At 58.1% G+C, this 25,281-nt stretch carries 22 protein-coding genes; 10 read left to right on the top strand and 12 right to left on the bottom strand.

The window, feature by feature from the left end; translation table 11 throughout:
- Nucleotides 1-45: 45 nt before the first annotated feature.
- Nucleotides 46-1,830 carry a NapC/NirT family cytochrome c gene (locus tag GS620_RS19305; protein ID WP_171617445.1) on the bottom strand — a complete coding sequence of 595 codons (1,785 nt, stop codon included), beginning with the start codon at nt 1,828-1,830 and terminating at the stop codon, nt 46-48.
- 124 nt (nt 1,831-1,954) lie between these two features.
- The gene (locus tag GS620_RS19300; protein ID WP_152460364.1) at nt 1,955-3,631 is read right to left on the bottom strand and encodes a cytochrome D1 domain-containing protein; all 1,677 of its coding nucleotides are present in this window, start codon (nt 3,629-3,631) and stop codon (nt 1,955-1,957) included.
- A gap of 245 nt (nt 3,632-3,876) precedes the next feature.
- Between GS620_RS19300 and GS620_RS19295 the strand changes: the two genes are divergently transcribed.
- The gene (locus GS620_RS19295) at nt 3,877-5,073 is read left to right on the top strand and encodes an NnrS family protein (protein ID WP_171617444.1); all 1,197 of its coding nucleotides are present in this window, start codon (nt 3,877-3,879) and stop codon (nt 5,071-5,073) included.
- 18 nt (nt 5,074-5,091) lie between these two features.
- On the opposite strand, the gene GS620_RS22110 is transcribed toward GS620_RS19295, so the two are convergent.
- Nucleotides 5,092-6,204, bottom strand: a complete 1,113-nt coding sequence (locus GS620_RS22110) for a Hint domain-containing protein (protein WP_253283535.1) — start codon at nt 6,202-6,204, stop codon at nt 5,092-5,094.
- 267 nt (nt 6,205-6,471) lie between these two features.
- Between GS620_RS22110 and GS620_RS19285 the strand changes: the two genes are divergently transcribed.
- From GS620_RS19285 to GS620_RS19260, 6 genes are read left to right on the top strand one after another with little or no spacing between them, the layout of a single operon-like run.
- Entirely contained in the window at nt 6,472-6,921 is a 450-nt protein-coding gene (locus GS620_RS19285; RefSeq protein ID WP_152460362.1) for a cytochrome c, read from the top strand.
- A gap of 16 nt (nt 6,922-6,937) precedes the next feature.
- Complete coding sequence (locus GS620_RS19280) at nt 6,938-8,305, top strand: cbb3-type cytochrome c oxidase subunit I (protein ID WP_171617443.1); 1,368 nt, start codon at nt 6,938-6,940, stop codon at nt 8,303-8,305.
- Between the two features lie 5 nt (nt 8,306-8,310).
- Nucleotides 8,311-9,120 (top strand): CbbQ/NirQ/NorQ/GpvN family protein, encoded by an 810-nt coding sequence (locus GS620_RS19275; RefSeq protein WP_371809831.1) that lies wholly within the window; start codon nt 8,311-8,313, stop codon nt 9,118-9,120.
- Nucleotides 9,121-9,128: 8 nt separating this feature from the next.
- On the top strand, nt 9,129-11,051 hold the full coding sequence (locus tag GS620_RS19270; protein WP_171617442.1) for a nitric oxide reductase activation protein NorD: 1,923 nt from the start codon (nt 9,129-9,131) through the stop codon (nt 11,049-11,051).
- Complete coding sequence (locus tag GS620_RS19265) at nt 11,048-11,596, top strand: cytochrome c oxidase subunit 3 (protein ID WP_171617441.1); 549 nt, start codon at nt 11,048-11,050, stop codon at nt 11,594-11,596. Before GS620_RS19270 ends, GS620_RS19265 begins: the two co-directional genes overlap by 4 nt.
- A gap of 4 nt (nt 11,597-11,600) precedes the next feature.
- Nucleotides 11,601-11,888, top strand: a complete 288-nt coding sequence (locus GS620_RS19260; protein ID WP_171617440.1) for a cytochrome C oxidase subunit IV family protein — start codon at nt 11,601-11,603, stop codon at nt 11,886-11,888.
- Nucleotides 11,889-11,943: 55 nt separating this feature from the next.
- On the opposite strand, the gene hemA is transcribed toward GS620_RS19260, so the two are convergent.
- Nucleotides 11,944-13,167, bottom strand: a complete 1,224-nt coding sequence (gene hemA, locus GS620_RS19255) for a 5-aminolevulinate synthase (protein ID WP_171617439.1) — start codon at nt 13,165-13,167, stop codon at nt 11,944-11,946.
- Nucleotides 13,168-13,354: 187 nt separating this feature from the next.
- Here hemA and GS620_RS19250 point away from each other — a divergent pair, with 187 nt between their 5' ends.
- Complete coding sequence (locus tag GS620_RS19250; RefSeq protein ID WP_152460355.1) at nt 13,355-14,047, top strand: Crp/Fnr family transcriptional regulator; 693 nt, start codon at nt 13,355-13,357, stop codon at nt 14,045-14,047.
- Between the two features lie 205 nt (nt 14,048-14,252).
- Complete coding sequence (locus tag GS620_RS19245; protein ID WP_171617438.1) at nt 14,253-15,260, top strand: D-cysteine desulfhydrase family protein; 1,008 nt, start codon at nt 14,253-14,255, stop codon at nt 15,258-15,260.
- 85 nt (nt 15,261-15,345) lie between these two features.
- Here GS620_RS19245 and GS620_RS19240 read toward each other — a convergent pair whose 3' ends face one another.
- The 8 genes from GS620_RS19240 to GS620_RS19205 form a co-directional block, all read right to left on the bottom strand.
- Nucleotides 15,346-18,666: an AAA family ATPase gene (locus tag GS620_RS19240; RefSeq protein ID WP_171617437.1), complete on the bottom strand. Its 3,321-nt coding sequence runs from the start codon at nt 18,664-18,666 to the stop codon at nt 15,346-15,348.
- A gap of 191 nt (nt 18,667-18,857) precedes the next feature.
- Nucleotides 18,858-19,235 (bottom strand): VOC family protein, encoded by a 378-nt coding sequence (locus GS620_RS19235; RefSeq protein WP_152460352.1) that lies wholly within the window; start codon nt 19,233-19,235, stop codon nt 18,858-18,860.
- 3 nt (nt 19,236-19,238) lie between these two features.
- Complete coding sequence (locus GS620_RS19230) at nt 19,239-19,787, bottom strand: thioredoxin family protein (RefSeq protein ID WP_171617436.1); 549 nt, start codon at nt 19,785-19,787, stop codon at nt 19,239-19,241.
- Between the two features lie 120 nt (nt 19,788-19,907).
- The gene (locus GS620_RS19225) at nt 19,908-21,167 is read right to left on the bottom strand and encodes a TRAP transporter large permease (protein WP_171617435.1); all 1,260 of its coding nucleotides are present in this window, start codon (nt 21,165-21,167) and stop codon (nt 19,908-19,910) included.
- Nucleotides 21,164-21,697, bottom strand: coding sequence for a TRAP transporter small permease (locus GS620_RS19220; RefSeq protein WP_171205185.1), 534 nt, complete (start codon nt 21,695-21,697; stop codon nt 21,164-21,166). Before GS620_RS19220 ends, GS620_RS19225 begins: the two co-directional genes overlap by 4 nt.
- A gap of 63 nt (nt 21,698-21,760) precedes the next feature.
- Nucleotides 21,761-22,735 carry a TRAP transporter substrate-binding protein gene (locus GS620_RS19215; RefSeq protein WP_171169737.1) on the bottom strand — a complete coding sequence of 325 codons (975 nt, stop codon included), beginning with the start codon at nt 22,733-22,735 and terminating at the stop codon, nt 21,761-21,763.
- A gap of 23 nt (nt 22,736-22,758) precedes the next feature.
- Nucleotides 22,759-23,301 (bottom strand): 3-hydroxyanthranilate 3,4-dioxygenase, encoded by a 543-nt coding sequence (locus GS620_RS19210; RefSeq protein WP_152460347.1) that lies wholly within the window; start codon nt 23,299-23,301, stop codon nt 22,759-22,761.
- A 105-nt stretch (nt 23,302-23,406) separates the two neighbouring features.
- A complete protein-coding gene (locus GS620_RS19205) occupies nt 23,407-24,360 on the bottom strand; it encodes a dihydrodipicolinate synthase family protein (protein WP_171205184.1) in 954 nt (317 codons plus the stop codon).
- Nucleotides 24,361-24,506: 146 nt separating this feature from the next.
- On the opposite strand from GS620_RS19205, the gene GS620_RS19200 reads away from it, so the two are divergent.
- A complete protein-coding gene (locus tag GS620_RS19200) occupies nt 24,507-25,280 on the top strand; it encodes an aspartate dehydrogenase (protein ID WP_171364395.1) in 774 nt (257 codons plus the stop codon).
- The last annotated feature ends 1 nt before the right edge of the window (nt 25,281 follow it).

Raw genomic sequence — 25,281 nt, 5'->3', positions numbered from 1 at the left:
TCCTTTCCAAAAATGGCCGGGGCCGGTTGACCCGGCCCCGATCCGTCATTGTTTGACCACGTTGATGAACGCGCTGTCATCATCCAGCGCCAGGCTGGTATTCAGCGTCACGTGGTGGAACCGTGCGGCGGTAAAATCGTCGTGGATGGCAAAGCCAACGGTATAGGTCTTGCCTGCCTCCAATGGCACATCACCGGGCGCGCCCGAATTCAGGGGGCGCGTAAACACCACGGTCCACATGCCACCGGACAGTTCGGCCGATGCGGCGATTTCACCATCATTGACCACGCGCTGCTCCAACAGATAGCCATTGGTGGCGCTTCCGTCGGCGTAGACACGCATCAGGTCAAGATAGGTGCCGTCGGCCAGATACTGCTCGATCTGTTCCTCGGCCTTCAGCTTGTCCCAGCCCCCCAGGGCCTTGCCGCGGCGACCTTTGACCTCAACATCCGTGCGGCTTTCGCTGATGTATTTGGTAATGGTGTCCGTGGCATTGAGGCGGCCAGCAACATCCGCATTGGCGGCGATCGCATCTGCTTCGGGCGCAAAAGGCATATAGGTGTTGTCGGCGTGGCACGAAGCCCAGCATCCCACCTGATCGCCCAGCTCGATACCAGTGCCGGTAATCATCATGGCAACCTTGATCTGGTTGTCCGGGTCCATCTTGCCGCCATCGACGAACGGGACAGGGTTGTGACCCGCGTCCGGCCATTGCAGGCGAATGTACAGGTTTTCGTCGTCATGCGCCGCCTGAACGGTTGCGTCGATGACACCGCGTTTGCCCGGAATCGGGGTCGGTTCCAGATCTCCACCCGCAACGATCTTGTTGCCGATGGTGTCCAGTTCCTTGGCGTGACAGGTGGTGCACTGATCCCCGCCTTTGGTCAGGGGGCGCGCGCCACCATGGAACTTGCCGTTCTGGACCCATTCAAACGAGGCCTGTCCGGGGTAGAAGAGTTTCAGATCCGCCGCGGCCACTGCGTTCCAGTCGATGTTGGGCGCAACGTCGCTTGCTCCGCCAGAGGGCGCTGCGGCGTCCTCGCCGGAGGTTTTTGCGCGTTCTTCTTCCAAAGCAGCGTCAACAGCCGCTGCGATCTGGGCTTGAACGGCCTCTTGCTGAGCCTTTTTGGCGGCTTTTTCTGCTTCTGCTTCAGCGGCCTCTTTGGCTTCGATCTTTTCGAGACTGGCCAAATATTCCGGAGGGATGGGCCGGATGAAGTCCGGGTTCGGTGCTTCAAGCTTTTCCAGATACTCTTCGTCCGCCCGGTCGCGTGCATCCGAGTGTGCAATCCCCTTGTGGCAGTCGATACAGGTCTGTCCGACAGTCATCGCATTGAGGTGCTGCTGACGGGCGCGTGGTTTCTGGAATTCGGGCATCATCGATTCGAAATCGTGACAGTTGCGGCATTCGCGCGAGTCTGTGGCCTTCATCCGCTCCCATTCGTTCATGGCCAGATGTACACGTTTGGCCTCGAACTTTTCACGGGTGTTGATGGTACCGACCATCTTGCCATACAGCTCTTTGGACGCCTTGATCTTACGGATCATCTTATGTGTCCAGTCTTTGGGAACGTGGCAGTCGGAACAGACAGCCCCCACACCCGAACGGTTCACGTCATGGATCGTGCCGGTATATTCTTCGTAGACAAAATCTCGCATCTCGTGACATGAGATGCAGAATTCCTTGGTGTTCGTGGCTTCCATTGCGGTGTTGAACCCGCCCCAGAAGATGATGCCGGCGGCAAAGGCCCCGGCGATACCGGCCACAGGCATTCCCCATAGGAAATACCGGCGCCAGATCGGTTTTTTCTTTTCCGGTTCGGAGGTCATATCCGGGCTCCGTTTTGGCTGTATTGTCTGGCCCTTGGTGGCAGGCCGGTGAGTTTGGCTGATGACTCAAACAGGGAAAGGGCGGGCGAGGGGCCCGCCCTTTCCTGTGGTCGTCCTGACCTCGTCAGGTGACGTGGTTCGACCGGTTGTAGACGTTGAACTTGCCGGTCGGGGCATAAAGCCCATCGATGCGGCCGATTTCTTCCAGCGTCTTCGCGTCGAAGATCACGATCTGACCATTGGGTTCCTTCGAGTCTGACAGGTTCCACTTGGAAACCCAGACCTCGGTCCCGTCAGCGTTGAATTCGAAGTGAACAGCGGCGCTGCCTTCGTCTTCAGTGATCTGGATCGTCTTCACGATTTCGCCGGTTTCTTTCGAAATGACCTGCACGGATTGCTGCACTTCCGGTTCCGGATGCTTGGTCTGGTCAGCCCAGATGTAATCCGAGTTCGGGTGGGTGCGGACGAACAGGCCGGGGCCGTCGGTTTCCACTTCGTAGCAGACTTTCCAGGCGTCATCTGGACGGTTTTCAGGATCGTTGCCCCAAACGGTCACGGTGCCGACACCAAGGTGGGTTGTGCCCGCCACAGGTCCACAGTTCGGGTCGACCCAGTTGGCGCCCGGACCAGGGTGCGGCAGCGCGGCTGTGTCGATCATCGCCTCAAGCTTGTGGGTTTCGGTATCGACAACCACCATCTTGTTCGACGCGTTTGCGGCGATCTGGAAATACCGGCCTGTCGGATCGAAGAACCCGTCATGCAGGAACTTGGCGCTGTCGATCTTGTCGATCCGAAGGTTGTCCAGATCGGTGTAATCGACTTGCCACAACTGTCCCAGCTCTTTCACTGCAACGATCCAGGTGGGTTCATTCGGAGTGGTGTAGATGGCTGCCACACGGGCTTCTTCCACATACTCACCGTCGACGTTCACGCCGCGGGTCGATACGACCTTAACCGGTTCCATGGTCTTCGCGTCAACGATAGCAAAGTGCGGCGGCCAGTAGCCACCACCGATGACGTATTTACCATCGCCGGAAACGGCGACGTCACGGGCGTCATATGCAATCTTGACTTCGGATACCAACATCTTGTCCGGCGTCTGCCAAAGGTCGATCTTGGTCATCTTGCCGTCGCGACCCATTGTGTACCAGAAGCGGCCGGGGTGTTCCGGCTCGGTCAGGCTGTGGTGTTCGGACGCTTTCAGAACGTGCACTGCGTAGCCAGTGGGGATGTGGGTCAGCACCTCTTTGGTGTCGCCGTCGATCACGGCCACCTTGCCTACGTCACGTTCGATGACGACAAAGAAGTTTTCCCAGTTGCGGCCGTGCAGCGGCTCGGTCGGATAGTCCTCTTCTTCGACGTAGACCTTACGCGTCGCCATCATCTGTTCCAGCGACATTTCAGGTGGTTTTGGCGGCTCCATCATGATGTAGGTCGCCATATCCTTGATTTCCTGCTCGGTCATGATGTCCGAGAAGTTGTTCATGCCGCCTTCGGTTCCCCAGGCGATAATCTTTTCAAGGCGTTCCTGCCCCAGTTGCAAGGTGCCGCCTTCGGTTACAGTGCCGTCGGCTGCGGTCTTCTTCCAATGCGGTTCCAGGTTTTTACCCGTGGCCCCTTTGCGCAATACGCCGTGGCAGCCTGCGCATTGTTCGAAATAGAGCTGTTTAGACGATTCAAAGGCTTCTTCGCTCAAAGTTGGCTCTTCGGCGAAGGTCGGAGCAGCGACGCTGCCCAACAACATTGCCAATCCGACCCCTAAGGCGCGGCCGGGTTTGTTGTAGCTGATTCCAAGTGACATGATCACTCTCCATATGCGTGGTGAGGCGGTGTCGAGAGTGAAACATCACGTGGATGTCATCCTTGACCAAAGTCAACGGCAAGGGTGCAGACAAAGCACTTTGGAAAGAAAACACAGATCAAAACCCCCAATAAATCTTGTGTTTCTCACACATGTTTAAGCCCAGTCTTGATTTTGGTTAAGGGCGCCGGGTCATGCGGGCACTACACATTGTTCAACGGCGGGAAAAGCTATGGAGAGCAGGCATGACAGCTGTAATCGCGCGTGTTTTCAGTGAAGGGTTTCGGGTCTTTTTTCTTTCGGCGGGTCTTTACGGTATGTTTGCAGGAGTCGCGTGGGGCGTATGGTTGGCGTCACTCGACGGGCTGATGCCCTACATGGAACAGAGTTACGCGATGCCCCCGGTGATGTGGCACGCGCATGAGATGATTTTCGGGTATGCAACGGCCGCCCTGGGGGGTTTTTTTCTGACCGCCGTGCCGAACTGGACCGGTGCGCCCGAGGCGCGGGCCCGCTTTATCACGCTTGTCGCATTGATCTGGATGGCCGGGCGTCTGGCGGTCTGGTTTTCCGGAGTGTTGCCACCCCTGTTCGTCGCGGTTGTGGACCTGAGCTTTGTTCCCATTCTGGCGCTGAAGATTGCCAGTCAACTGGTTCGTCGGCCCAAGCCCCAGAATATGGTGTTTCTGTATCTTCTTGTTCTGATGTTGGCCTCGAACGTTATGGTTCATTTGGAATGGATGGGGGTCACGGTGGATACGCTGAACACCGGTATCCGGGCCGGGCTTTTGACCTTGTGTTCGATGATCGCGATCCTGGGTGGCCGGATTACGCCGGCTTTTACACGGAATGCTATGAAAAGAGCGGGTCAACCCGAAGCATCGTGGCCGGTATCCGTGGCCAGGCTGGACAGGGCGACGATGATTCTGGCGCTGTTGCTGCCCCTGCTTGTGCTTGCACTTGATGTCGGGCCTGTTGCGGGGGCCGTTGCATTGGTGATGGGCTGTGTTCAACTGATGCGCATGGCGCGTTGGAGAACAGGCTGGGCCTTGCGTCAACCTATCCTGGTCGCGCTGCATCTGGGTCTCGGGATGCTGGCGCTGGGTCTGATTCTCTGGGGGTTGGCGGCCATCGGGATGGGAAATGAGATCGGCGCGCTCCACGTTCTGGGCATTGGTTGCGTTGGTGGCATGACCCTTGCCGTAATGAGCCGCGCCGCCTTGGGCCACAGCGGTCGCCCCCTTGTCGCGCCAAGGCCCATGGCGATTGCCTATGGTTTGATGGCGGTTGCAGCGCTTGTGCGTTGGCTGGGATCCGACATGACAGGTGGGTATATGACGGCGATGCTGACAGCGGATGGATTTTGGATCGCGGCAATGGGGCTGTATCTGTTTGCCATGTGGCCTGCCCTGACCGGCCCCCGCGCCGTGCAACAGACCTGACGCCTGTTCGGGCGGCGCTTATCGTTCAGCGATCAAAGGCCGCTCATTCTTGATATGACGATGGACCAAGGCACGAGCGCGTTTCCCTTTTTCCGGTATCCGTCGTGCGGCCAGCGGAACGTAATTGCGCTGATCCAATTCAGGGAACAATTCAAGAATTTCCGCCCGTGCGTTCGGGTGAACACTGGACAAGGCCTGCGCACCGGTGAGCAGGCTTTCGGAAGGTGCGCCTTCCGCATAGATGATCTCGTGACGGTCGAACAAAAGATGGACATAGGTCACAGCACGGGTGTCATCAGCGATTGAAATGCCGGGCACGCCGACAAGAATGTGAGCAGGAACAAGAACCTCTTCGGCGTCGAACATTCTGACGGCAATCGGCGACCGGACCAGCATACGGTGTTGCGGTGACACGAAAAGATCACGCTGGGGCAAGTGATCGCCCAGTGAACCGGCCTCGATCCGGATGGGCTTCAGCCTGGGACGGGCGCAAAGCGCCGCCTGATCCAGATGTCGCGTGCCGATCCAGCGTATGTGTTGCGGTCCGTTGTCGGCGGTGACGACCGCGTCACCCACCTTCAAATCCTCGATGGGCCTCGGACCTCTTGGAGTCATTATCAACGTTCCGGCTACGAAGCACGGCACGTCAATGATAGTGGTCGGATCAGTTGTGTCAGGAGCATTGGTCGGCGTAACATTCACGATGTTCATCGAGTATGTCGTGCCGGGCACAAGGGGTTCAGAGGTTATGTAACCACCCAAAGTTCCGTCAACTTCCACACGATAAACTGTAATCGTACCCCCGCCTGGTTTGGACAGAATATAGGATTCTTCCAAGTAAATTGGGCCACTAAGAAAGGTGGTCGAGCCATCAAGGGTGGTGATGGTGCCGGTTTGCGTCAGATCATCGCCGTCTTCGTTGTCGAAGCGGTCGCCGTTGAAAACATCGCCAGTATCGACAATGGGTGGTCCGCCGCCGTTTTGAATAAACCCACCGGCTGCGTCTGTCACGCTGAATAAACGACGATCCGTGTCAGGATCAAAATTGACATCCAATGTAACCGTATCCGGCCCAATCGTATTCACCGTGATTACGCCGGGCGTATAACCGATATAGGAATAGTTTGCCATTTTAACCCATCACTCTTTGACACGGAATTTACACTTGTTCTCTCAAGCGCTTGGATAACTCCGCTATACTAAAATGTCGACGCGACATTCCTCACGATTGGTTCAGATATCAAGGCGAACCCCAGGCTTTTTCGTGGTTCTTGCTGTTTGTCAGGCATCCGACCTCGTTCCAGAGCATACTTGAGAAGTCTTGACTTTCGTTAAGGCACTCCCGCGTCCCGCCCGTCATGTTGCAGACACTAGCTAATCTGCGCAAAGGAGAGCGCAATGCGAGACGTCATGACAAAGAGCATGGCCCGCAATATTTTTTATGGCGGGTCACTGTTCTTCATTCTCATCTTTCTGGCCCTTTCGGCCCATTCCCACTGGTATATCGTCAATTCCGAAAATGCCGCAAAGCTGGATGACAGTGTGGTCCGGGGCAAGCATGTCTGGGAAAAACACGCGTGTGTGAACTGTCATTCGATTCTGGGTGAAGGGGCCTACTTTGCTCCGGAAGTCGGCAACGTGATGACCCGCTGGGGCGTGCTGGACGACCCGGAATCAGCCTTTGAATCCCTCAAGGGCTGGATGGAAGCACAACCGACCGGCATTCCCGGTCGTCGGCAAATGCCCAATTTCAACCTCAGCGACGAAGAACTCCGTGACCTGACCAACTTCCTGATCTGGACGGACAACATCGACGCGCAGGGCTGGCCGCCCAACGAGGCAGGCTGAGAAAGGGAACGAAACAATGAAATACGAATCCCAAAAAATCGCCTATGCCTACTTTGCGGTAGCCATGGCGTTGTTCGCGATACAGGTGATCGGCGGCCTTCTGGCCGGTTTCATCTATGTATTCCCCAATTTCCTGAGTGAGCTTCTGCCGTTCAACATCGTGCGGATGCTGCACACCAACTCTCTGATCGTCTGGCTGATCCTGGGTTTCTTTGGTGCGGCCTACTTCCTGATCCCGGAAGAAGCCGAGCGCGAGATCCACTCGCCCAAGCTTGCCTATCTGCAACTGATCATCCTTGTTGTCGGCACGTTGGGCGTGGTCGTCACCTATGTCTTCAACCTGTTCGAAGGCAACTGGCTGCTGGGCAAAGAGGGGCGCGAGTTCCTGGAACAGCCCAAATGGGTCAAGGCCGGTATCGTCGTGGCTGCATTGATCTTCCTTTACAACGTGTCGATGACCGTTCTGAAAGGCAAGAAGACAGCCATTACCAACATCCTGCTTCTGGGCCTTTGGGGTCTGGCGCTGCTGTTCCTGTTCGCCTTCTACAACCCGGGCAACCTGTCGCTGGACAAGCAATACTGGTGGTATGTCGTCCACCTGTGGGTCGAAGGTGTGTGGGAGCTGATCATGGCCTCGATCCTGGCCTACCTGATGCTGAAGCTGACCGGTGTGGACCGTGAGATCGTCGAGAAATGGCTCTATGTCATCGTTGCCGCCGCACTGTTCTCGGGCATCCTTGGCACAGGTCACCACTATTACTGGATCGGCACGCCTGCATACTGGCAGTGGATCGGTTCGATCTTCTCGAGCCTCGAGGTGATCCCGTTCTTTGCGATGATGGCCTTTGCCTTCGTCATGGTCTGGAAGGGCCGTCGTGACCACCCCAACAAGGCCGCGCTGCTGTGGTCGCTGGGCTGTGCTACGCTGGCTTTCTTCGGTGCCGGTGTCTGGGGCTTCCTGCACACGCTGCACGGGGTGAACTATTACACCCACGGCACGCAGATCACCGCAGCCCACGGCCACCTGGCCTTCTACGGCGCCTATGTCTGCCTCAATCTGGCGATCTTCAGCTATGCGATGCCGATCCTGAAGAACCGTGATCCCTATAATCAGGTTCTGAACATGGGCTCGTTCTGGCTGATGACCAGCGGCATGGTCTTTATGACCTTCGTGTTGACCTTCGGAGGCACCGTGCAGACACACATGCAGCGCGTGGTCGGAGACTACTTCATGGACGTACAGGACCAGATCGCGATCTTCTACTGGATGCGTCTTGGCTCTGGTCTGGTCGTTGTCCTTGGGGCGCTGCTGTTCATCTATTCGATCTGGGTTCCCCGCAAAGAGGTCATTGAACCCGGCGCAGCTGAAACCCCTGCGGAGTGATGGATATGGATGGCTCCATGAACCTGAAAGAGGGGGCGGCAAACGCCCCCTTCTACCTCGCCCAGGGCGATGAATGCGATGTCTTCACCACCGCTTACAAAAACGACCTGCCGGTTCTGCTGAAAGGCCCGACGGGCTGCGGCAAGACCCGGTTTGTGGCCCATATGGCTGCGAAACTTGGCCGCCCGCTTTATACAGTGGCCTGCCACGACGATTTGGCTGCCGCCGACCTGATCGGGCGCTACTTGCTGAAGGGCGGCGAAACCGTCTGGGTCGATGGCCCTCTGACCCGCGCGGTGCGCGAAGGTGCGATCTGCTATCTGGATGAGGTGGTCGAGGCGCGCAAGGACGTGACCGTGGTGCTGCACCCACTGACCGACGACCGGCGCATCCTGCCGATCGACCGCACCGGCGAAGAGCTTGAGGCCGCGCCCGGTTTCATGCTGGTGGCGTCCTACAACCCCGGCTATCAGAATATCCTGAAAACCCTCAAACCCTCGACCCGGCAGCGGTTCATCTCGCTGGAATTCGACTTTCCCTCACCTCAGATGGAAGCCGAAGTGGTCGCGCAGGAAAGCGGCCTGCCGCTGGAACGCTGCAAGCCGCTGGTACGGCTGGCGGGCAAGCTGCGCGGGCTCAAGGGTCAGGACCTCGAGGAGGGCGTGTCCACCCGGCTGGTCGTCTATGCCGCGACGCTGATCGCGCAGGGCATGTCCACCGACCGCGCCATCCTTGCCGCCATGATCGAACCTCTGACCGATGACGAGGATATCAAACGCGGGCTCCTCGATCTTGTCACCGCCGTCTTTGGGTGAGGCCGGCGATGGTCAGGATCGACTTTGAGCCATGGGAACCCGAAGAAACGATCGGGAAACTGTGGCACACCCTTGCCAGCCGCCTCGATGCACCCCAGGTGCATGTTGGAGCCGCGGTCGACCTTTCCGAGGTCGCGGGGCGGCTGGCAGTCCTCTTTCGAGGGCTTGGGGGTAGTCCGGGCGTTGAATTGCGCCCGGTCTCACCCGAGGTTTCGCGTCACCGCCTGAGTTGGCGCCGCAAACTTGCAACCGAAGTGGAATTGATGCCGCGCGCCTCGTTCGACGGAGAGGTTTTGCGTCTGCCCGACCGTCTGGCCGTATTCCCCGCACGCGAGGCAAACGGCGCGCTCTATGTCTGGTTGGCCGCCGCCGCCGCCCATGCCGGAACCCGAATTGACGAAGATGATCCACTGCGTGCCGACCTGCGTGCCTTGATCGCCGCCCGGCATATGGTCGAGGCGACTCTGGACGATGCGCCTGGCTTGCGTCCGCTGTATACCGAGCTGTGCAAGGGCGTGCTGTTTCAGCGCGACATCCCCAGCCTGCCGCCTGCCGAGGCCGCGGTTGAAGAACTGATCCGTCATATGCTGGGCGATCCCAAGCCCCTGTCGAATCAGGCCGAGCACCTTCTGGCACTTGACGACGACCTGATCGCACCGCGCGGCTATCAGCCGATGCGTCCGGTTCCCCTGTGGCCGGAGTTGCGGGCAGTTGGGTTCTCGGAACACAACGAGGTTGAAAACCCCGATACCGAAGGCCCGCCAGAGGAATCCGGCGAAAAGACACACCGTGCCCGGCGCCGCAAATCGGATCAGGCCGAGCGCAGCGACAGTTTCATTCTGCACAAGTTCGAAGCCATCCTCAGTTGGGCCGAGTTTCTGAATATCAACCGTCGCATCGATGACGACGATCCCGACAACGCCAAGAAGGCGGCTGACGATCAGGAAGAGATCGGTCTTGGCCAGATTTCCAAGGCGCCGCCTACCAAGTTGAAGCTTCACCTTGATCTGGCGCCCGAAGACGTCAACCGCGAACGCCTGTCAGGCCGTATTCTATATCCCGAATGGGACGTGCGGACGGGTCAATACCTGCCGGATCATGTGAACGTTCTGCTTTCGGAAGCCGATATCCGCGACGATGCCGCCGAGTTCGGCAAGGATCCGGCCGCTGCGCGCCGCATTCGCGCCGTCAAGCGCCAATTCGAGGCGCTGCGCCCGGGGCGCGTGATGACCCGGGGCCATCTGGACGGTGACCAGCTGGATATGGAAGCCGCCGTTCGGGCGCAGGTTGACCGCTGCGCAAATGGTGAAGGGACGGAACGCGTCTGGATGCAATCCCGCCCCGAGGCCCGCGATCTGGCGGTGTCGATCCTGCTGGATGTCAGCCGATCCACCGAAAGCGCGGTCACGGGGCGTGCCGTGATCGATATCGAACGCGAGGCGCTGGCGGCCTTGGCGTGGGGCCTCAACGCTTGTGGTGACGATTTCGCCATTCATGCGTTCAGCTCCCTCAAGCGTCAGCGCGTCTATGTGCAACGTTGCAAACGGTTTGACGAACCGATGGCAACCAAAGTTGAACAGCGCATCGCGTCGCTGCGCCCCGGACATTATACAAGGTTGGGCGCGGCAATCCGGCACTGTTCCGCAGATCTGGCCAGCCAGTCCCGCAAGCGCCGATTGCTGCTGGTCATCACCGATGGCAAGCCAAACGACCTGGATCACTACGAGGGGCGCCACGGTATCGAAGATACCTGCATGGCCATACGCGAGGCGCGCCGGGCCGGACAGTCAGTGTTCGGCGTCACCATCGATAAAACCGGCAAAAGCTGGTTTCCGCGCATGTTCGGGCAGGGCGGTTTCGCCGTCATCCCAGATCCGCATCGCCTGACCATGGCCCTGCCGCAGATCTATCGCCAGTTGGTCGGCGCATGAGTGATGCCTCTCTGATCGACGAACTGCCGGGCGAGTTCCTGATGTGGGTTCTGATCATTTCGGAACTGCTGGTTTTTGGCGCGGGGATGATCGCCTTCATGGGGGTGCGTCTGACCGATCCGGCGGGCTTTGCCGAGGCGCAGTCGCATCTGCATCGCACGGGTGCGGCCTTGAACACCGCGGTATTGGTGACATCCGGCTATCTGGCCGCACAGGCGCTGCATTGGCGGCGGAACATGCAACGTTTGCGGGCCCGATTGGCGTTGATCCTTGCGGCGCTTCTGGGTGTCGTGTTCCTGATCATCAAGGGTGCGGAATATGCCGACAAGGCGTCTCAGGGGATAGGATACGAAACGCATCCATTCTTTTTGTTCTACTATATGCTGACCGGCTTTCATGCCGCGCATGTGCTGGCCGGGGTTGGAATTCTGTTGCTGGTGGCCTGGTGCGACGACCCCAGTAGCGTCGAAGCGGGCGCGCAGTTCTGGCACATGGTGGACCTGGTCTGGATCATGCTGTTTCCAGTGATCTATCTGCTGGGATAGTCGGATGGCCCAACCTTCATCTTTGACCAACAGTTCTCGCCAGAGGTCGCCGAACTCTCTGACCCGGGCGTGGCTTGCGCTCTTGGCCCTCAGCGTGGGATCCGCGCTGCTGACCTTGATTGGCGCTCCATCTGCAATCATTGCCGGCGGTATCCTGCTGCTGGCGCTGATCAAGGCCCGCGTGATCCTGAAACACTACCTGGATTTGGAGAACAGCCAAAGCTGGCTGCGTGGGTTCACCATGGTGTTGACGGGATTTTCCGTTGTGATCTTTGCGCTCTATCTAGTCTGAGGCAAAAAAATGCCGCCCCGAGAGGCGGCATAAATCAATCAAAGGGGGGCCCTGATTACTGAGCGGCCTGTGGGATCCGCGCGATCTGACAACGTTGCCAGAGCGCCGACAAGGCACCGACCAGATGATCGATATCCTCATCTGTGTGAACCGGTGACGGCGTGATCCGCAAACGTTCGGTGCCCTTGGGGACAGTGGGATAGTTGATCGGCTGAATGTAGATGCCGAATTCTTCAAGAAGCGTATCCGAGATGAACTTGCACTTCACCGGGTCGCCCACCATCACCGGGATGATATGGCTGGGGTTCGGCAGATGCGGTATCCCTTCCGCATCCAGACGGGCGCGCACCTGATCCACACGGGCCTTTTGCAGATCACGCTCGGCGCTTGACTGCTTCAGATGCCGGATAGATGCGGCAGCACCGGCCGCGATCGAAGGTGGCAGGGCCGTGGTGAAGATGAAGCCGCTGGCAAAGCTGCGAACGAAATCGCACAGCGCCGCCGAGGCTGCGATGTACCCACCAACCACGCCGAAGGCCTTGCCCAGCGTGCCTTCGATCACGGTCAAGCGATCCATCAGGCCCTCACGCTCGGCAATGCCACCACCGCGCGGGCCATAGAGGCCGACGGCGTGAACCTCATCCAGATAGGTCATCGCGCCGTATTTGTCGGCCAAGTCGCAGATTTCCTTGATCGGCGCGATATCACCATCCATGGAATAAACGGACTCAAAGGCGATCATCTTGGGCGCGTCGGGGTCGGCGTCGGCCAGTTTGGCCTCCAGATCCGCAAGATCGTTATGTTTCCATATCACCTTCTGCGCCCGTGAGTGGCGGATGCCTTCGATCATCGAGGCATGGTTCAGCGCATCAGAGAAAACGATCAGACCGGGGATCTTCGCAGCCAGCGTTCCCAGAGCGGCCCAGTTTGATACATAGCCCGAGGTGAACAGCAAAGCGGCCTCTTTGCCATGGAGATCTGCCAACTCTGCCTCAAGCAGCACGTGGTCATGCGTAGTGCCCGAGATGTTGCGCGTTCCGCCCGCACCGGCGCCACAACGCTCCAGCGCATCGTGCATGGCGTTGATGACCGCAGGGTGTTGCCCCATTCCAAGGTAGTCATTCGAGCACCAGATACGTACATCCCGCTGGATCGAACCATCGGTCTGGCGTGCGTTCGGGAAGGCTCCGCAACGTCGCTGCAAGTCGATGAAAACCCGATAGTTCCCTTCATCTTTCAAAGCGTCGAGGCTCTGGCTGAAAAATCGCTCGAAATCCATCTGACATGCTCCCCGGATAACTGGCTGTGAACCGACCCTAGGGCAGCGACGGGCCCCGTGACATGACAATTGTCAAGTTGATCGTCAAGAAAAAGACTGGCACTGCCACGCCGGCTTTGGCATAGCAGGGCATTGGGGATGATATCCCGGGCCATCGCCCGGACTGGATGAAGAAGGGAGTGCCTTCATGTCACACGAGGCACAAAAGGCGATTGCGCGGCAGTCTCTGCTTCTGCGCAGCCTGCCGGATCAGCATGTGGATACTTTGCTGCGGCAAGCGATTTGGCGGCAATATGACCGTGGCGAGACGATCTTTCTGCAAGAGGAAGAAGCCAAGGCCGTGCACGTCGTGCTGGCGGGTTGGGTCAAGCTGTTCCGTATCTCTCCGACCGGGGCGGAAGCGGTGGTGAGCGTTTTCACCCGCGGAGAAAGCTTTGGTGAGGCCGTTGCGCTGCGCAACGTGCCGTATCCCGTGTCCGCCGAAGCCGTCTCAGCCTGTGAAGTGATGCACATTCCCAGCCCGGTGCTGCTGTCACTCATGAAAGAAGACCCGGAAATCGGCGTTTCAATTCTGGCTGCGACGTTCACGCATCTGCATGCTCTGGTGGCGCAGCTGGAGCAATTGAAAGCGCAAACCGGGGCGCAACGCGTTGCAGAGTTTCTGTTGAACCTGTGCGATCGCGATTCCGGTCGCTGCGAGGTGGAACTGCCTTACGACAAGATGCTGATCGCCGGACGTCTTGGGATGAAGCCCGAAAGCCTGAGCCGCGCGTTTTCGCGGTTGAAACCCGTTGGCGTCAAGATCAACAGGAACCACGCGGATATCGCTGACATGGACGATTTGCGCAACTACGCCGAAAGCGACACCAGCGAGAGGTGATTGATCACCGGCGGCCGGACCCTTCGGCGCTGCAATTTCACGGAAAACCCGTGATCCGAAACTGGCAGCTCCAATGGGGGCTTCAGTCGGGCGCTTTTGCGCGTGACCGGCTGTCTTCCACGCTTTCCTAAACCTCACTATCCTGATCAGCAGTGCCATCCATCGGCACGAGTCTTTTGCATGAAAATGAAGGGGCACCTGGTCCATGATAGACGCAGCGCTTTCAAACTATCCCCGCGCAAGGTTGATGACATCGGTCACACCGGTCGAACGGCTTGAGCGTCTTTCTGACCAACTGGGGCTGGACCTGTGGATCAAGCGCGACGACCTAACCGGGCTCAGCTTCGGCGGAAACAAGACCCGCCAGCTGGAATTTTATATGGGCGAGGCGCTGAGGCAGCGGGCGGACACCATCCTGATCACAGGTGCCGTGCAATCCAATTTCGTGCGCACCGCGGCAGCTGCGGCGGCAAAGCTGGGAATGTCATCCGTTCTTCAATTGGAAGACCGCGTGACGAATATGGGAGAGTACTACCATCGATCCGGGAATGTTCTTCTGGCACAGCTTCTGGGGGCGGAACATATTGGCTATCCCAAGGGTGAGGACGAGGCGGGCGCGGACGGCGCTCTTCACGAACGCGCCGAGGAACTGGTTGCCATGGGTCGGAAGCCATACGTGATCCATCTGGGCATAGATCACCCTCCGCTGGGGGCATTGGGCTATGTGGCGGGTGCGGCCGAGTTGCATACTCAGATCAGCGAATTCGACGCCGCAGTGGTGCCGTCGGGAAGCGGGGCAACCCATGGTGGGTTCCTGGCCGGATTGCGTTTGGTCGGACAGACTGCGCCTGTCTACGGCATATGCGTGCGTCGCGATCAAAACCAGCAGCACGCGCGACTGCAAAACGTCCTGGGGCGATTGGCGACCATGATGGGTTTCGACCCTGCTTTGGTCATGGAAGACATCTATACCTGGGACGGCGCCTTGGCGCCCGGATATGGGCGGATCGGTCGCGCAACCCGCGAGGCGTTGACCCTGATGGCGCGCTCCGAGGGCATCTTTCTTGACCCTGTTTATTCCGCCAAAACCTTTGCAGGGCTTCTTGCGCTGCTTGAACAAGGTGCCATCGAAAAAGGCCAGAAAGTTGTTCTGCTGCACACGGGCGGTCAACCTGCGTTGTTCGGATATCAGGACGAGTTGCAACCAAGTTGACGCAGCGAAGCTTTGCGCCTGTGGTCCTGCGGGGCGACAGGATGGATGGAAGGGTGCTGCCCGCCGAACTGGCCGGGTAAGTACCCTACGACACTTTCGATTGATTGAGCAAAGACATGGCCCGCGCGACATCGCGGGTCTGCGCGCCGCCAACAATCATAGCCAGAATCTTTCCAAGATCAGGCGGCGAGGCCGGTGAGCAGCCAAAGCGGTCGCAAGTTTGCACGTAATCCACCGCTGTGCGCAGTTCGAACATTATTGCCTGCTGTTTGCGTGCGGTTTCCAGAGCCTCCGTGAACAGATCATCTGCGGCAGTGTCCATGGACCGCACCAACGCCTGTATCCGATCCGTCTCGGGCTGAGCCCAGGCTTCATTGGTCAGAACCTGCTGTTCACGGGCTTCATCCAGCAGGCGCTGAGCCGCCTTCGGGTCGTTCGCCTTCAATGACGCTTCGGCAAGGGCCGTCAGGAACACCGGCTTGTAGTTTCCGGCCCCGCTGGCCCACCAGGCTTCGGACGCGTCGCGCATTGCTCGGATCGTTTCCGGGCCTGGCTTGATCTGCGCGTCCGCCCAACACCGCCAGACATTCGCCGTCAGTGTCATGAAGGGGAAGGTGTGTTTGGTCGCCAGTTCCTCAAGGCGCGCGGCAACGTCGTAAACATGTTCAGGTTCACGCCGCAACAGGTGTAGCATACACAGATATGTCAGGGTCTGTGCCAGGCTATGAGCGTGATTGAGTTTCTGCGCTGCCGAGATCGCCTGATGCTGGATCTCGAGCGCGCGGTCCGGTTCTCCGCGCAACCAGACCGTCATGCTCAGGAAGCAGGATGTAATGGCGGCATGATCCGTGCCGTAGACATAGGCAAGACGGCTGTGCTGCTGAGGATCATACAAGCGCAACGCTTGTCGCAGATGTGCATAGGCGGCGTCCTGCTGCCCGATATGCAACAAGACGGCACCCATGGCCCGATGGGCAATCATTATGTGATGCGTTTCGTCGGTCAGCTTGGACAGGTCCAGCAACTGCGCCGCGACGTCCTTGGCAAGGTCGTATTCGCCGCGGACCAGATGATACGCATAGAGACCATTGAGCACAGGGAACAATTGTTCGGTTTCGCCCAGCCGATTGCACAGGTCGCGGATCCGGGCATACACCGCCCCCGTTTCATCGGCCGCGATGCCAGCGGTCGAGCGCAGAACGCCGGCCCGCAATGTCTGGATCTTGGTTTCCATGCGGTCGCGGTCAACCGAGTCTTCCTGCTGTTCAAGCAACGCCAACGCACGCCCCAACTGAGTGGCTGCTTCAATCCCGGCCGAGCGTTCAACGGCACGTTGCCCGGCCAGATACCAGTGTTCTATCGCTTCGTCCGGCATATCTGCCATCGTGTAGTGATGAGCCAGAATTTCCGGACCGGCAGAGTTTTCGCGCAACGAGGCAGAGTTCAGTGCTTGGACCACACGCGCATGCAGCGTTCGCCTCTCGCGTTTCAGCAGACTGTTGTAAGCGGTGTCGCGAATGAGAGCGTGACGATAACTGAACGTTTCCTCGGGCTCTGAGTCTGAAACGATCACGATCCCGGCATCCACCAGCAAATCCAGACCGGAACGTAACGCCCGTTCATCAAAGCGGGACACGCTTGCAATCATCGGATAAGAGAATTGCGGGCCAATGACAGCGCCGATCTGTGCCACTTCCTTGGCCGAGCTCAGTCGATCAAGACGAGCCATCAACGCGTCATGCAGTGTTTTCGGCACAGTGGGTGATGGCGTGGACCGGTCGATCGTATAGGCGTCGGCGCGTTCGGTCAGAAGATCGGATTCCAGCAGATCCTTCGTCACCTCCTCTACGAAAAGCGGGACACCGTTGGATCTGGCGGCAATCAGACGGTGAACTTCGCCCGGGACGGTCTTGCCCTTGGCAACATCGTTCACGATCTCTTTGACTTGCGCGAAATCCAGTTGTTGAAGCGCGACGTGCATCAGGTTGTGCGATTGTGGCCAGTCCGGATCAAAGCCTGTCCGATAGCTCATGACCATCAGCAGGCGCGCGTCCTCTATCCGGGTTACAAGCTGATCAAGCAGAGTCTTTGTCGTTGGATCGATCCAATGTGCATCTTCAAACAGCAACAGGGTCGGGGTTTCCTGCGCCAGGCCGATCACATGATTGACCAGCATGTCCAGCGTCTGCTTCATGATCTGCTCAGGGGTCAGATCCAGTGGGCCAAGCCTGTCTTCAAACGGGACCGACAACAGTGCCGCAGCCAGTTTCAGTGACCCATCAGAAGGATCGCCCAGAACGCCGTGGATCTTGTTCATTTTTTCGTCCGCACTGTCACCTACCCGCAGTTCGGCCGCGTTTTCAAGCTGGCGAATGATCGGGTACAACGCGCTTGCGTCATGAAAGGGCGAACACTGAAATCGAAGCTGTCGGTGTTTTGCGTCCGGGATCGTGCGGCGAAGCTCTTCGATCAGCCTGGACTTTCCTATGCCCGCCTCGCCCGAGACCAGCACCACCTGACCTTGACCCTGACGGGCCAGCTTCCACTTGCTTTGAAGGGTTTCATGCTCCTGCGCGCGCCCGACCAATGAACTCATCCGGGCGTCGTCTGCCGCAAGAAAACGGCTGAGAGTCTGGCGCGTGCCGGTGACCTGCCAGGCTTCGACCTCTTTGGCAAAGCCTTTCAATTGAAACGTGCCACGGCGCACAAATTCGAACGCATCACCCGCCAACTCCCGTGTCGTCGGCGCGACGATCATTGTCCCAGGATCAGCCATCGATTGAAGCCGTGCGGCAAGGTTCGGGGTCTCGCCCATGGCGGTTCCATCCTCGAACATCTTCTCTCCCCGCAGGTCACCGACGACAACCAGGCCGGTCGCGATCCCTATGCGGACTTCAAGATGTGCATGCGTGCGGATTTCCGGAACTTCGCGAACGATCCTAAGACCTGCATGAATGGCGCGTTCCGGGTCGTCTTCATGCGCGTGCGGAAAGCCAAAAAACACCATGATGCCGTCGCCGTAGTAACTGGCGATATGCCCGTCAAAAGCGGCGACCGCAGCGGCGCAGGTCTCTTTGAACAGCCTCAGAACCTCGGCCAGATCTTCAGGATCCAGCTTTTGCGATATCGCCGTCGATCCAACAAGATCGATGAACATGACCGTCAGCTGTCTGCGCTCTGCAATGATGTTGGGTTCCTGATGCGCGCGATGTGATCCCGCAGGCCGCCCGATTTCATCCCGTATTGCTTTCAGAAAGCGGCGCCTGGGTCCAAGGGGCAGGCCGATCGTGACAAGGTCATCGTCGCTCAGTTCCGGCAGATCACCCAGTTCGACCTCGTGCCGGGAGAAGGCGTTGACATATTTGGACAAGCCGTTTCGGATCAGCCATTCATCTATGTCAGCCATTTGACCACCATGCATGGCCCCGACCAGGCCGATCCAAGCATTCCCTATTTCCCTCTGGTTGAAAGGACCAGCCCCGGGCGCAGTCCGGGAAAACACCACCCTATCAAGGACGACCCGCGAATTCCGGTCAAGTGTTCAATTTTAGGGTGAGGAAATTTCATTGCGCGAAACGGTATCGGAGCCTGCCATCTCTATTCGCCGGTCCGAAAATCGATGTGAATGTGATTGCCGTCCGGATCCCAGACGTTCAACTGAACGGTGTCGATTGCCGTCAGTTCCACACGGCGATAGGAGACGCCATTTGTTTTGAGATGCGCTTCGAACCGATCTAACCCTGTCGCCGAAAAAGCGAAATGCTCAAGCTTCAGGTCTGCGTCCGAACCCGTGGCCTCGGCTTCGACACCGACCAGATGCACGAAGGCGTTTTCTTCGACATAAAGCCAGGCTCCGGGAAAGGGGAAGGGTGGGCGTGGCCCGACCCGCATCCCCAGCACGTTGCAGTACCATTCGATCATCTCGTCCAAACGCGTGGTGCGCAGATTGACATGATCCAGTGACGTGATCCCCATGGCCTAGCCTCGGGTCCATTTGATCGAACATCCCATTGAGGGTGTCTGATCTTGGGGGCCTTGCCCGGTCTCGGCAATTTGCAGCATCGCATTGACCAATTCTGGTTCACGCTTGCCTGTCTTGCCGCGACCCAGATTGTCCAGACGGCCCCGGTACTGCAACTTTCCATCCGTATTCAAACCGAAGAAATCCGGAGTGCAGACAGCACCATAAGCCTTTCCTACGGATTGATCCTCGTCCACGAGATATGGAAAGTTGAAGCCGTTCTGCCGTGCGAATTCCAACATGTTTGGCGGCGAATCTTCGGCGTAGTCGCGATAGTCGTTCGACATGACCGCCAACACGCCGATCCCCTTGGACATCAGCAGGTCCGTGTCCTGCGCAAGCCGGTCCGTGATCGTTTTGACATAAGGGCAATGATTGCAGATGAAGGCGATCAGCAACCCGTTTTGCAGGTGATCGGACATCTTGAAGGCCCGACCGTTCGGGTCTTTGAGCGTGAAGTCCGGGGCGTTCCAACCGAAATCGCAGATCGGAGTGTCGAGCAGCATGATTGTCCTTTTTGTGACCAATTGGCATGTTCAGACCAGCTTAGCTGACGGGCGCCGTTAAGTAGAGCGAGATTTCCGGCGTCATGTCTGCGACGGAATGCGCCTGCAAACGTATCTGGTTCAAATCAGCAGCGTTGACAGGCTTGGGTAATAGCTGAGCAGAAGCAACACCAAAGTTACCGCGATCAGGAAAGGCCAAAGCGATTTCAGGATTGAACCGGGCGATGTGCCGCTCATGGATGAGGCGATGTACAATCCGATCCCGACCGGGGGCGTCAGCAGCCCAAGCACAAGGTTCAGGCAAGCAACAATGCCGAACTGATAGGGGCTGATATCGTATGAACCGGTTGCAATCGGCAGCAGGATCGGAGTGATCAGGATGATCGCGGCGATGCCATCGATCACCATTCCAACCAGCAAAAGCGCAAGGTTTACGATCAGCAGGAACACGAACGGGTCCGAAGTGACCGAGGTGATCAACCCAGCCAGTTGCTGTGGTATTTCCTCATAGATGATGACCCAGCCGAACACGCTGGCGGCCGCGATCATGAACAGGATCATCGACGCATTGGCTGCCGTGCGTTTGAACATCTGTGCCAGGTTGCTCGGCTTCAGGTCCCCGTAGACCAACCAGCCCACCAGAAACGCGATCAGGGACGCGATTGCGGCGGATTCGGTCGGTGTGGCGATCCCGAACAGAATGCCGCCTATGATCGACATCGGGATCAGCAGGGCAGGGGCCGCGCTGATCAAGGCCTGGACGGCTTCGGCAAGCGTCATCCAATGCCCCTTCGGAAAGTTTTGCCACCACCCGATCAGTGTGATGACCGATGCAAAAGCCCCGGCAAGGATCAAACCGGGCAGGATTCCTGCAATGAACATGTCACCAATCGGGATCTGAGCCAGAACACCGAAGATGACAAACATCATCGACGGCGGGATGACCGGAGCCAGCAGCCCGCCCGCGGCCGTCGTGGCAGCGGCGAAACCCTTGTCATAGCCCTCCTCCTCCATCGCGGGGACCATGGCGCGCGACATCACCGCGATCTGCGCCGTCGCAGACCCGATGATGGCCGCCATGAACATGTTTGCCAGCAAGTTGATATAGGCCAGCCCGCCACGAAACCCGCCGACAAATACCCGGGCCAGCGCGACAAGGCGCCGGGTCATGCCGCCTTCGTTCATCAATTCTCCGGTCAACATGAACAGAGGAATTGCCAGCAGGCCGTAATTCTCAAGACCGCCGAACATTTTCTGCGCGAAGCTGTCATAAAGAACCGTGTTGCCGCTTTCCCAGATGTACCAGATGGCCGTGATCGCCAGCACGATCGCCACGGGCACGGACAGAAGTAGAGTGGCCAGAAAGACGATGGGGCTCATGGCTGTGCCCCTTTGCCCGGGGGGCTCAGCAGATGCATGGTGGAATGCAGTGTCGCGCCCAGTGCGAAAAGCCACATCACCAACCAGAACAGATACTTTGGCAGGCCCAGGGTCAGCGTTGGCTCGGCGTAGATGAAATTGAATGTCTGACCTTGAAACGCCGCCACGTCAAATCCGCTGCTGGCGATGTCCAGCGGAAGGAACCAGCGCCAGCAGAACCACAGCATCGCAAGGGAAAAAGCAAACACGACCACGTCCACACCCTTGCGGATCAATGGTTTCGCGCGTTCGGGCACGTTGTCGGAAACGATGGAGATCGACACCGAGCTGCGATGGTGCAATGCGGAAGACGCGCCCAGAAAAGTCATCCAGACCATCGCGTAGATCGCCAGCTCATCAACCCAGAACAGGGCGTTGCCCGCCGTTCGCGTCACGACATTCAACAAAATCAGAGCCGTTATGCAGACTGCCAGAAAGGCAGCGCACCACAACTCGACCCGCGCCAAGCCTGCCGACAGCCGATACAACATCGCTGCTCTCCCGTGAAAAAGGGCGCAGGATCGAGCTGCGCCCCTTTCGTCATGCCGTTTTCGTTATTTTGTTTCTGCCGCAGTCTGCCGCAAAGCGTCAAGGGAAGAGGTTTTCTGGGACCAGATCCCGTTCCACTCTTCGATCGCGTCGCCAAAGAACGAGGCATCAACCTTTTTGTAGGCTTTGCCAGTGCCCTCGATCTGCTCCAGCCATTTGGCATCGTTTTCAACGTAGGCATCAATGGTGCTGTCGACATGCTTGGCCATGAGTTCCGCGATCATCGCGCGGTCTTCTTCAGACAAACCAGCCCAGACCTTGGCCGATACCAGCCCGACCATCGGGAACATCATGTGATCCGACTGCACGATCGTGTCGGCGTGTTCATAATATTTCAGAACCCAGATCAGCTCGGCGTCCATGTCGATGGCGTCGACCTGACCATTGGCCAGCGCATCATAGACGGCAGGCAAGGGCATGGGCGTGGGTGCTGCGCCTACCGCGTTGTAGAAATCCAGGATCGGTGTGAAGGGCGTGATCCGCAGTTTCAGGCCCGATAGGTCTTCGGCGGAGGAAACCTCGCCCCGGCTGACGATCTGGCGCAATCCGGCCATCCCATATCCCAGTCCAACGACACCAACCTGCCCCGGCAAGGGTTCCAGCATGGATTTGGCCGTATCAGATCGCAGGATGCGCCCCGCGTGCCCAATGTCATCTGCCAGATAGGGCGCATAGAATGCCCCCAACTCGGGCGCGCGGTTCGAAACTTCAGCCACGGTCATGAAAGCCATGTCCAACGCGCCGGTCTGCAATTGTTGCAGCATTTCGGCCTCGTTCCCCAACTGGCGGGCCGGGAAGACCGATACCGAATGCGCGCCACCACTGGCCTCATTCAACTCGGCCCCAAACGCTTCGGCGGCTTTGGTCCAGATATGCGGTGGCGGCGTGATCAGACCCAACCGAAACTCTTCGGCGTGAGCGGCCACGGACGCCAGTGCCAACGCAGCCGCAGAGGCGGCGATTTTTGCGAAATGTCTCATTACTTCCCCTGTTTGATCTTGTTTTACAACGTGACCCAGCCCTCGGGCGGTTCCTTTCCCGGGTGCACAGCCTGACAATTGGGGCAGGTGCGGTCTTGTTCCGAGGCATAGAACTTCTGATAAACCGGAGGCAGGTCATCAACGATGGACTTTAGCTGCATTTCCGCTCGATGCACCAGTGATCCGCATTCAAAGCAATACCATTCGATGGCGTCCAGCTCTCCGGTCTGGCGCTTGGGTTCAATCACAAGCCCGATCGAGCCTTCCTGAGGGCGCTGTGGTGAATGGCGCACATGCGGAGGCAGAAGGAAAACCTCGCCTTCACGGATCGGAACATCATAGAACTCCTCTCCGTCATAGATTTTCAGCACCATGTCGCCTTCAAGCTGGTAGAAGAATTCTTCAACCGGATCATCGTGGTAATCGGTTCTCTTGTTCGGACCACCCACAACAGTGACCATCAGATCGGCGTCTTCCCAAACCTGACGATTCCCTACGGGCGGCTTGAGCAGATGGCGATGCTCGTCGATCCAGGCCTTAAAGTTGAACGCTTTCAGTTTTGACATGTCCCACTCCCTATCCCGGAAAGTTTGGCGCGTTTTTCCACAACCGCAAAGAAATTATCAGCATCTCGCTATCCGATTTCCTTATACTGCCAGGCCTCACCCGGCTCAGACGCGCAGCCCGCTTTCATCAAATGCTTTGCGAATGATCGCTTTTTCCGCGTCGGTCAGTTCCAGCATCGGCGGGCGCACACGGCCACCGACCTGACCCAGCAACTCTTGCCAGTATTTTCCGAATGCAGTGGGTTTGCCCGCAGGACGTGTGCGTTTCATCGCATCGCGGACAGGGTTCAGGCTGTCAAAGACACGCCGCGCTTCATCGGCCTGTCCCGCAAGGGCCAGGCGCGTGTATTCGTTCATCCGCTGATCGACCTTGCTTTGCAACTGATAGGGCGGGGACGAACAGAGATACAGCTTCCAGTCCAGTTCCAGTATGTTGTCCAGCCATTCATGTTCGGCCGAGGTCGAGACGTGGATCCTGTCGCCCACCATATGGGTCAGCTTCACGTACATCTCACGCGGAACCGAATACTTAATGGCTACGATATTCGGCAAATCCGCAATGCGGGCGCATTCTTCAGGTTGCATCAAATAGCCGCTGTCAGGATGGCTCCACATGGCGATGCCGATATCCAACTCATCGCAGAAGCGCTTGTAATACTGGTACAAGACCTCGCCACGATCCTGTACGAAACTCAGAACCGGGGCGTGAAGTACGATGTAGTCGGCACCGCAATTCTGAGCGTGGTGGGCCAGTTCAAAGGCCGTATTCATGTTCTGATCCGAAACCGAGACAATTACTCCGGCTTTGCCCGCGCATTCGTCAACGGCAATTTCGAAGTTGCGCTTGCGCTCTTCGATGCTCATTGAAAAAAATTCGCCCTGTTTGCCGGCGACGAAGAGGCCCTGAATATCCAGATCGTCGATCCAATGGCGGATGTTGGCGCGCAGTCCCGATTCATCCAGAGACAGGTCATCATTGAACGGGTTCAGTGCCGCTGCCCATATCCCAGTCATATGTTCGCGTGCATAGGCCTTCGCGTCGTGTTTTGAGTATTTCATTTCCAACGTGGTCCCCGTGGCTTCAACAGGAACAAAACACACCAGGCGGGTCGGTCCAGTGCCATTTCAGGGAAATGGATATCTGAAAAAAATATACCACCAACTTACCAATTCAGATTTTTTCAATGCTGGTCTAGGGTCCAGACATGAAGATCGCAGTCATCGGAACCGGCGCAATCGCGCAGTTTGTGCAGCGCATGTTGCCAGAACATGGGCATGAATTGGCAGCCATTCTGGTCAGACCACACCGCGTTGATCCAAAATCGCCCAAGTCAGTCGGTTCGGTTGATGACCTGCCGGCCGGGATCGAAATGGTTCTGGATTGCGCGGGGCACGAGGCATTGGCCGGTTTGGGTCCGGACATTCTGGCACGAGGGCTGGATATCATCAGTGTCTCTGCCGGCGCACTTGCGGATCAGCAGGTCAGTGACCGGCTGGACAGGGCCGCGCGAAAGGGCGGGGCGCGGCTGCATCTGGCAAGCGGTGCCATAGGCGGGCTGGACTGTCTCAGCGCCGCAGCGGTCGGGCCGCTCAAATCCGTCACATATGTGGGGCGCAAGCCGCCGGCGGGATGGAAGGGATCACTTGCCGAACACAGTCTTGACCTCGGCAACATCACCGCGGCTGAAACCCATTTTCAGGGTTCCGCACGAGAGGCGGCGCTGGCTTACCCCAAGAACGCAAATGTCGCCGCCGCCGTCGCCTTGGCGGGTGTGGGGTTCGATAACACACAGGTTCGTCTGATCGCCGATCCGACGATCCACAAGAACATTCACGAGGTCGAGGCCGAAGGCGATTTCGGCACGTTTCAGTTCCGGATCAGCGGCACCGCGCTGCCCGACAACCCGCGAAGCTCGGCGCTTGCGGCCATGAGCGTGCTGTCCAAGCTGGATCAGCTTTGCAAGCCGATTGTTCTGTAGC

This window comes from Ruegeria sp. HKCCD6428, from assembly GCF_013110595.1.
Taxonomy (GTDB): domain Bacteria; phylum Pseudomonadota; class Alphaproteobacteria; order Rhodobacterales; family Rhodobacteraceae; genus Ruegeria.
Note: the sequence above shows the minus strand (reverse complement) of the source record. Positions and strands in the feature narration are given on the sequence as shown.

What these genes read in the sequence shown, in the direction of transcription:
- GS620_RS19275 (WP_371809831.1), top strand. Translation starts at nt 8,311, where the DNA reads ATGGATGGCTCCATGAACCTGAAAGAGGGGGCGGCAAACGCCCCCTTC.
- GS620_RS19265 (WP_171617441.1), top strand. Translation starts at nt 11,048, where the DNA reads ATGAGTGATGCCTCTCTGATCGACGAACTGCCGGGCGAGTTCCTGATG.
- GS620_RS19245 (WP_171617438.1), top strand. Translation starts at nt 14,253, where the DNA reads ATGATAGACGCAGCGCTTTCAAACTATCCCCGCGCAAGGTTGATGACA.
- GS620_RS19300 (WP_152460364.1), bottom strand. Translation starts at nt 3,631, where the DNA reads ATGTCACTTGGAATCAGCTACAACAAACCCGGCCGCGCCTTAGGGGTC.
- GS620_RS19235 (WP_152460352.1), bottom strand. Translation starts at nt 19,235, where the DNA reads ATGGGGATCACGTCACTGGATCATGTCAATCTGCGCACCACGCGTTTG.
- GS620_RS19280 (WP_171617443.1), top strand. Translation starts at nt 6,938, where the DNA reads ATGAAATACGAATCCCAAAAAATCGCCTATGCCTACTTTGCGGTAGCC.
- GS620_RS19210 (WP_152460347.1), bottom strand. Translation starts at nt 23,301, where the DNA reads ATGTCAAAACTGAAAGCGTTCAACTTTAAGGCCTGGATCGACGAGCAT.
- GS620_RS19295 (WP_171617444.1), top strand. Translation starts at nt 3,877, where the DNA reads ATGACAGCTGTAATCGCGCGTGTTTTCAGTGAAGGGTTTCGGGTCTTT.
- GS620_RS19225 (WP_171617435.1), bottom strand. Translation starts at nt 21,167, where the DNA reads ATGAGCCCCATCGTCTTTCTGGCCACTCTACTTCTGTCCGTGCCCGTG.
- GS620_RS19200 (WP_171364395.1), top strand. Translation starts at nt 24,507, where the DNA reads ATGAAGATCGCAGTCATCGGAACCGGCGCAATCGCGCAGTTTGTGCAG.
- GS620_RS19250 (WP_152460355.1), top strand. Translation starts at nt 13,355, where the DNA reads ATGTCACACGAGGCACAAAAGGCGATTGCGCGGCAGTCTCTGCTTCTG.
- GS620_RS19305 (WP_171617445.1), bottom strand. Translation starts at nt 1,830, where the DNA reads ATGACCTCCGAACCGGAAAAGAAAAAACCGATCTGGCGCCGGTATTTC.
- GS620_RS19205 (WP_171205184.1), bottom strand. Translation starts at nt 24,360, where the DNA reads ATGAAATACTCAAAACACGACGCGAAGGCCTATGCACGCGAACATATG.
- GS620_RS19215 (WP_171169737.1), bottom strand. Translation starts at nt 22,735, where the DNA reads ATGAGACATTTCGCAAAAATCGCCGCCTCTGCGGCTGCGTTGGCACTG.
- GS620_RS19220 (WP_171205185.1), bottom strand. Translation starts at nt 21,697, where the DNA reads ATGTTGTATCGGCTGTCGGCAGGCTTGGCGCGGGTCGAGTTGTGGTGC.
- GS620_RS22110 (WP_253283535.1), bottom strand. Translation starts at nt 6,204, where the DNA reads ATGGCAAACTATTCCTATATCGGTTATACGCCCGGCGTAATCACGGTG.
- GS620_RS19270 (WP_171617442.1), top strand. Translation starts at nt 9,129, where the DNA reads ATGGTCAGGATCGACTTTGAGCCATGGGAACCCGAAGAAACGATCGGG.
- GS620_RS19285 (WP_152460362.1), top strand. Translation starts at nt 6,472, where the DNA reads ATGCGAGACGTCATGACAAAGAGCATGGCCCGCAATATTTTTTATGGC.
- hemA (WP_171617439.1), bottom strand. Translation starts at nt 13,167, where the DNA reads ATGGATTTCGAGCGATTTTTCAGCCAGAGCCTCGACGCTTTGAAAGAT.
- GS620_RS19260 (WP_171617440.1), top strand. Translation starts at nt 11,601, where the DNA reads ATGGCCCAACCTTCATCTTTGACCAACAGTTCTCGCCAGAGGTCGCCG.
- GS620_RS19240 (WP_171617437.1), bottom strand. Translation starts at nt 18,666, where the DNA reads ATGGCTGACATAGATGAATGGCTGATCCGAAACGGCTTGTCCAAATAT.
- GS620_RS19230 (WP_171617436.1), bottom strand. Translation starts at nt 19,787, where the DNA reads ATGCTGCTCGACACTCCGATCTGCGATTTCGGTTGGAACGCCCCGGAC.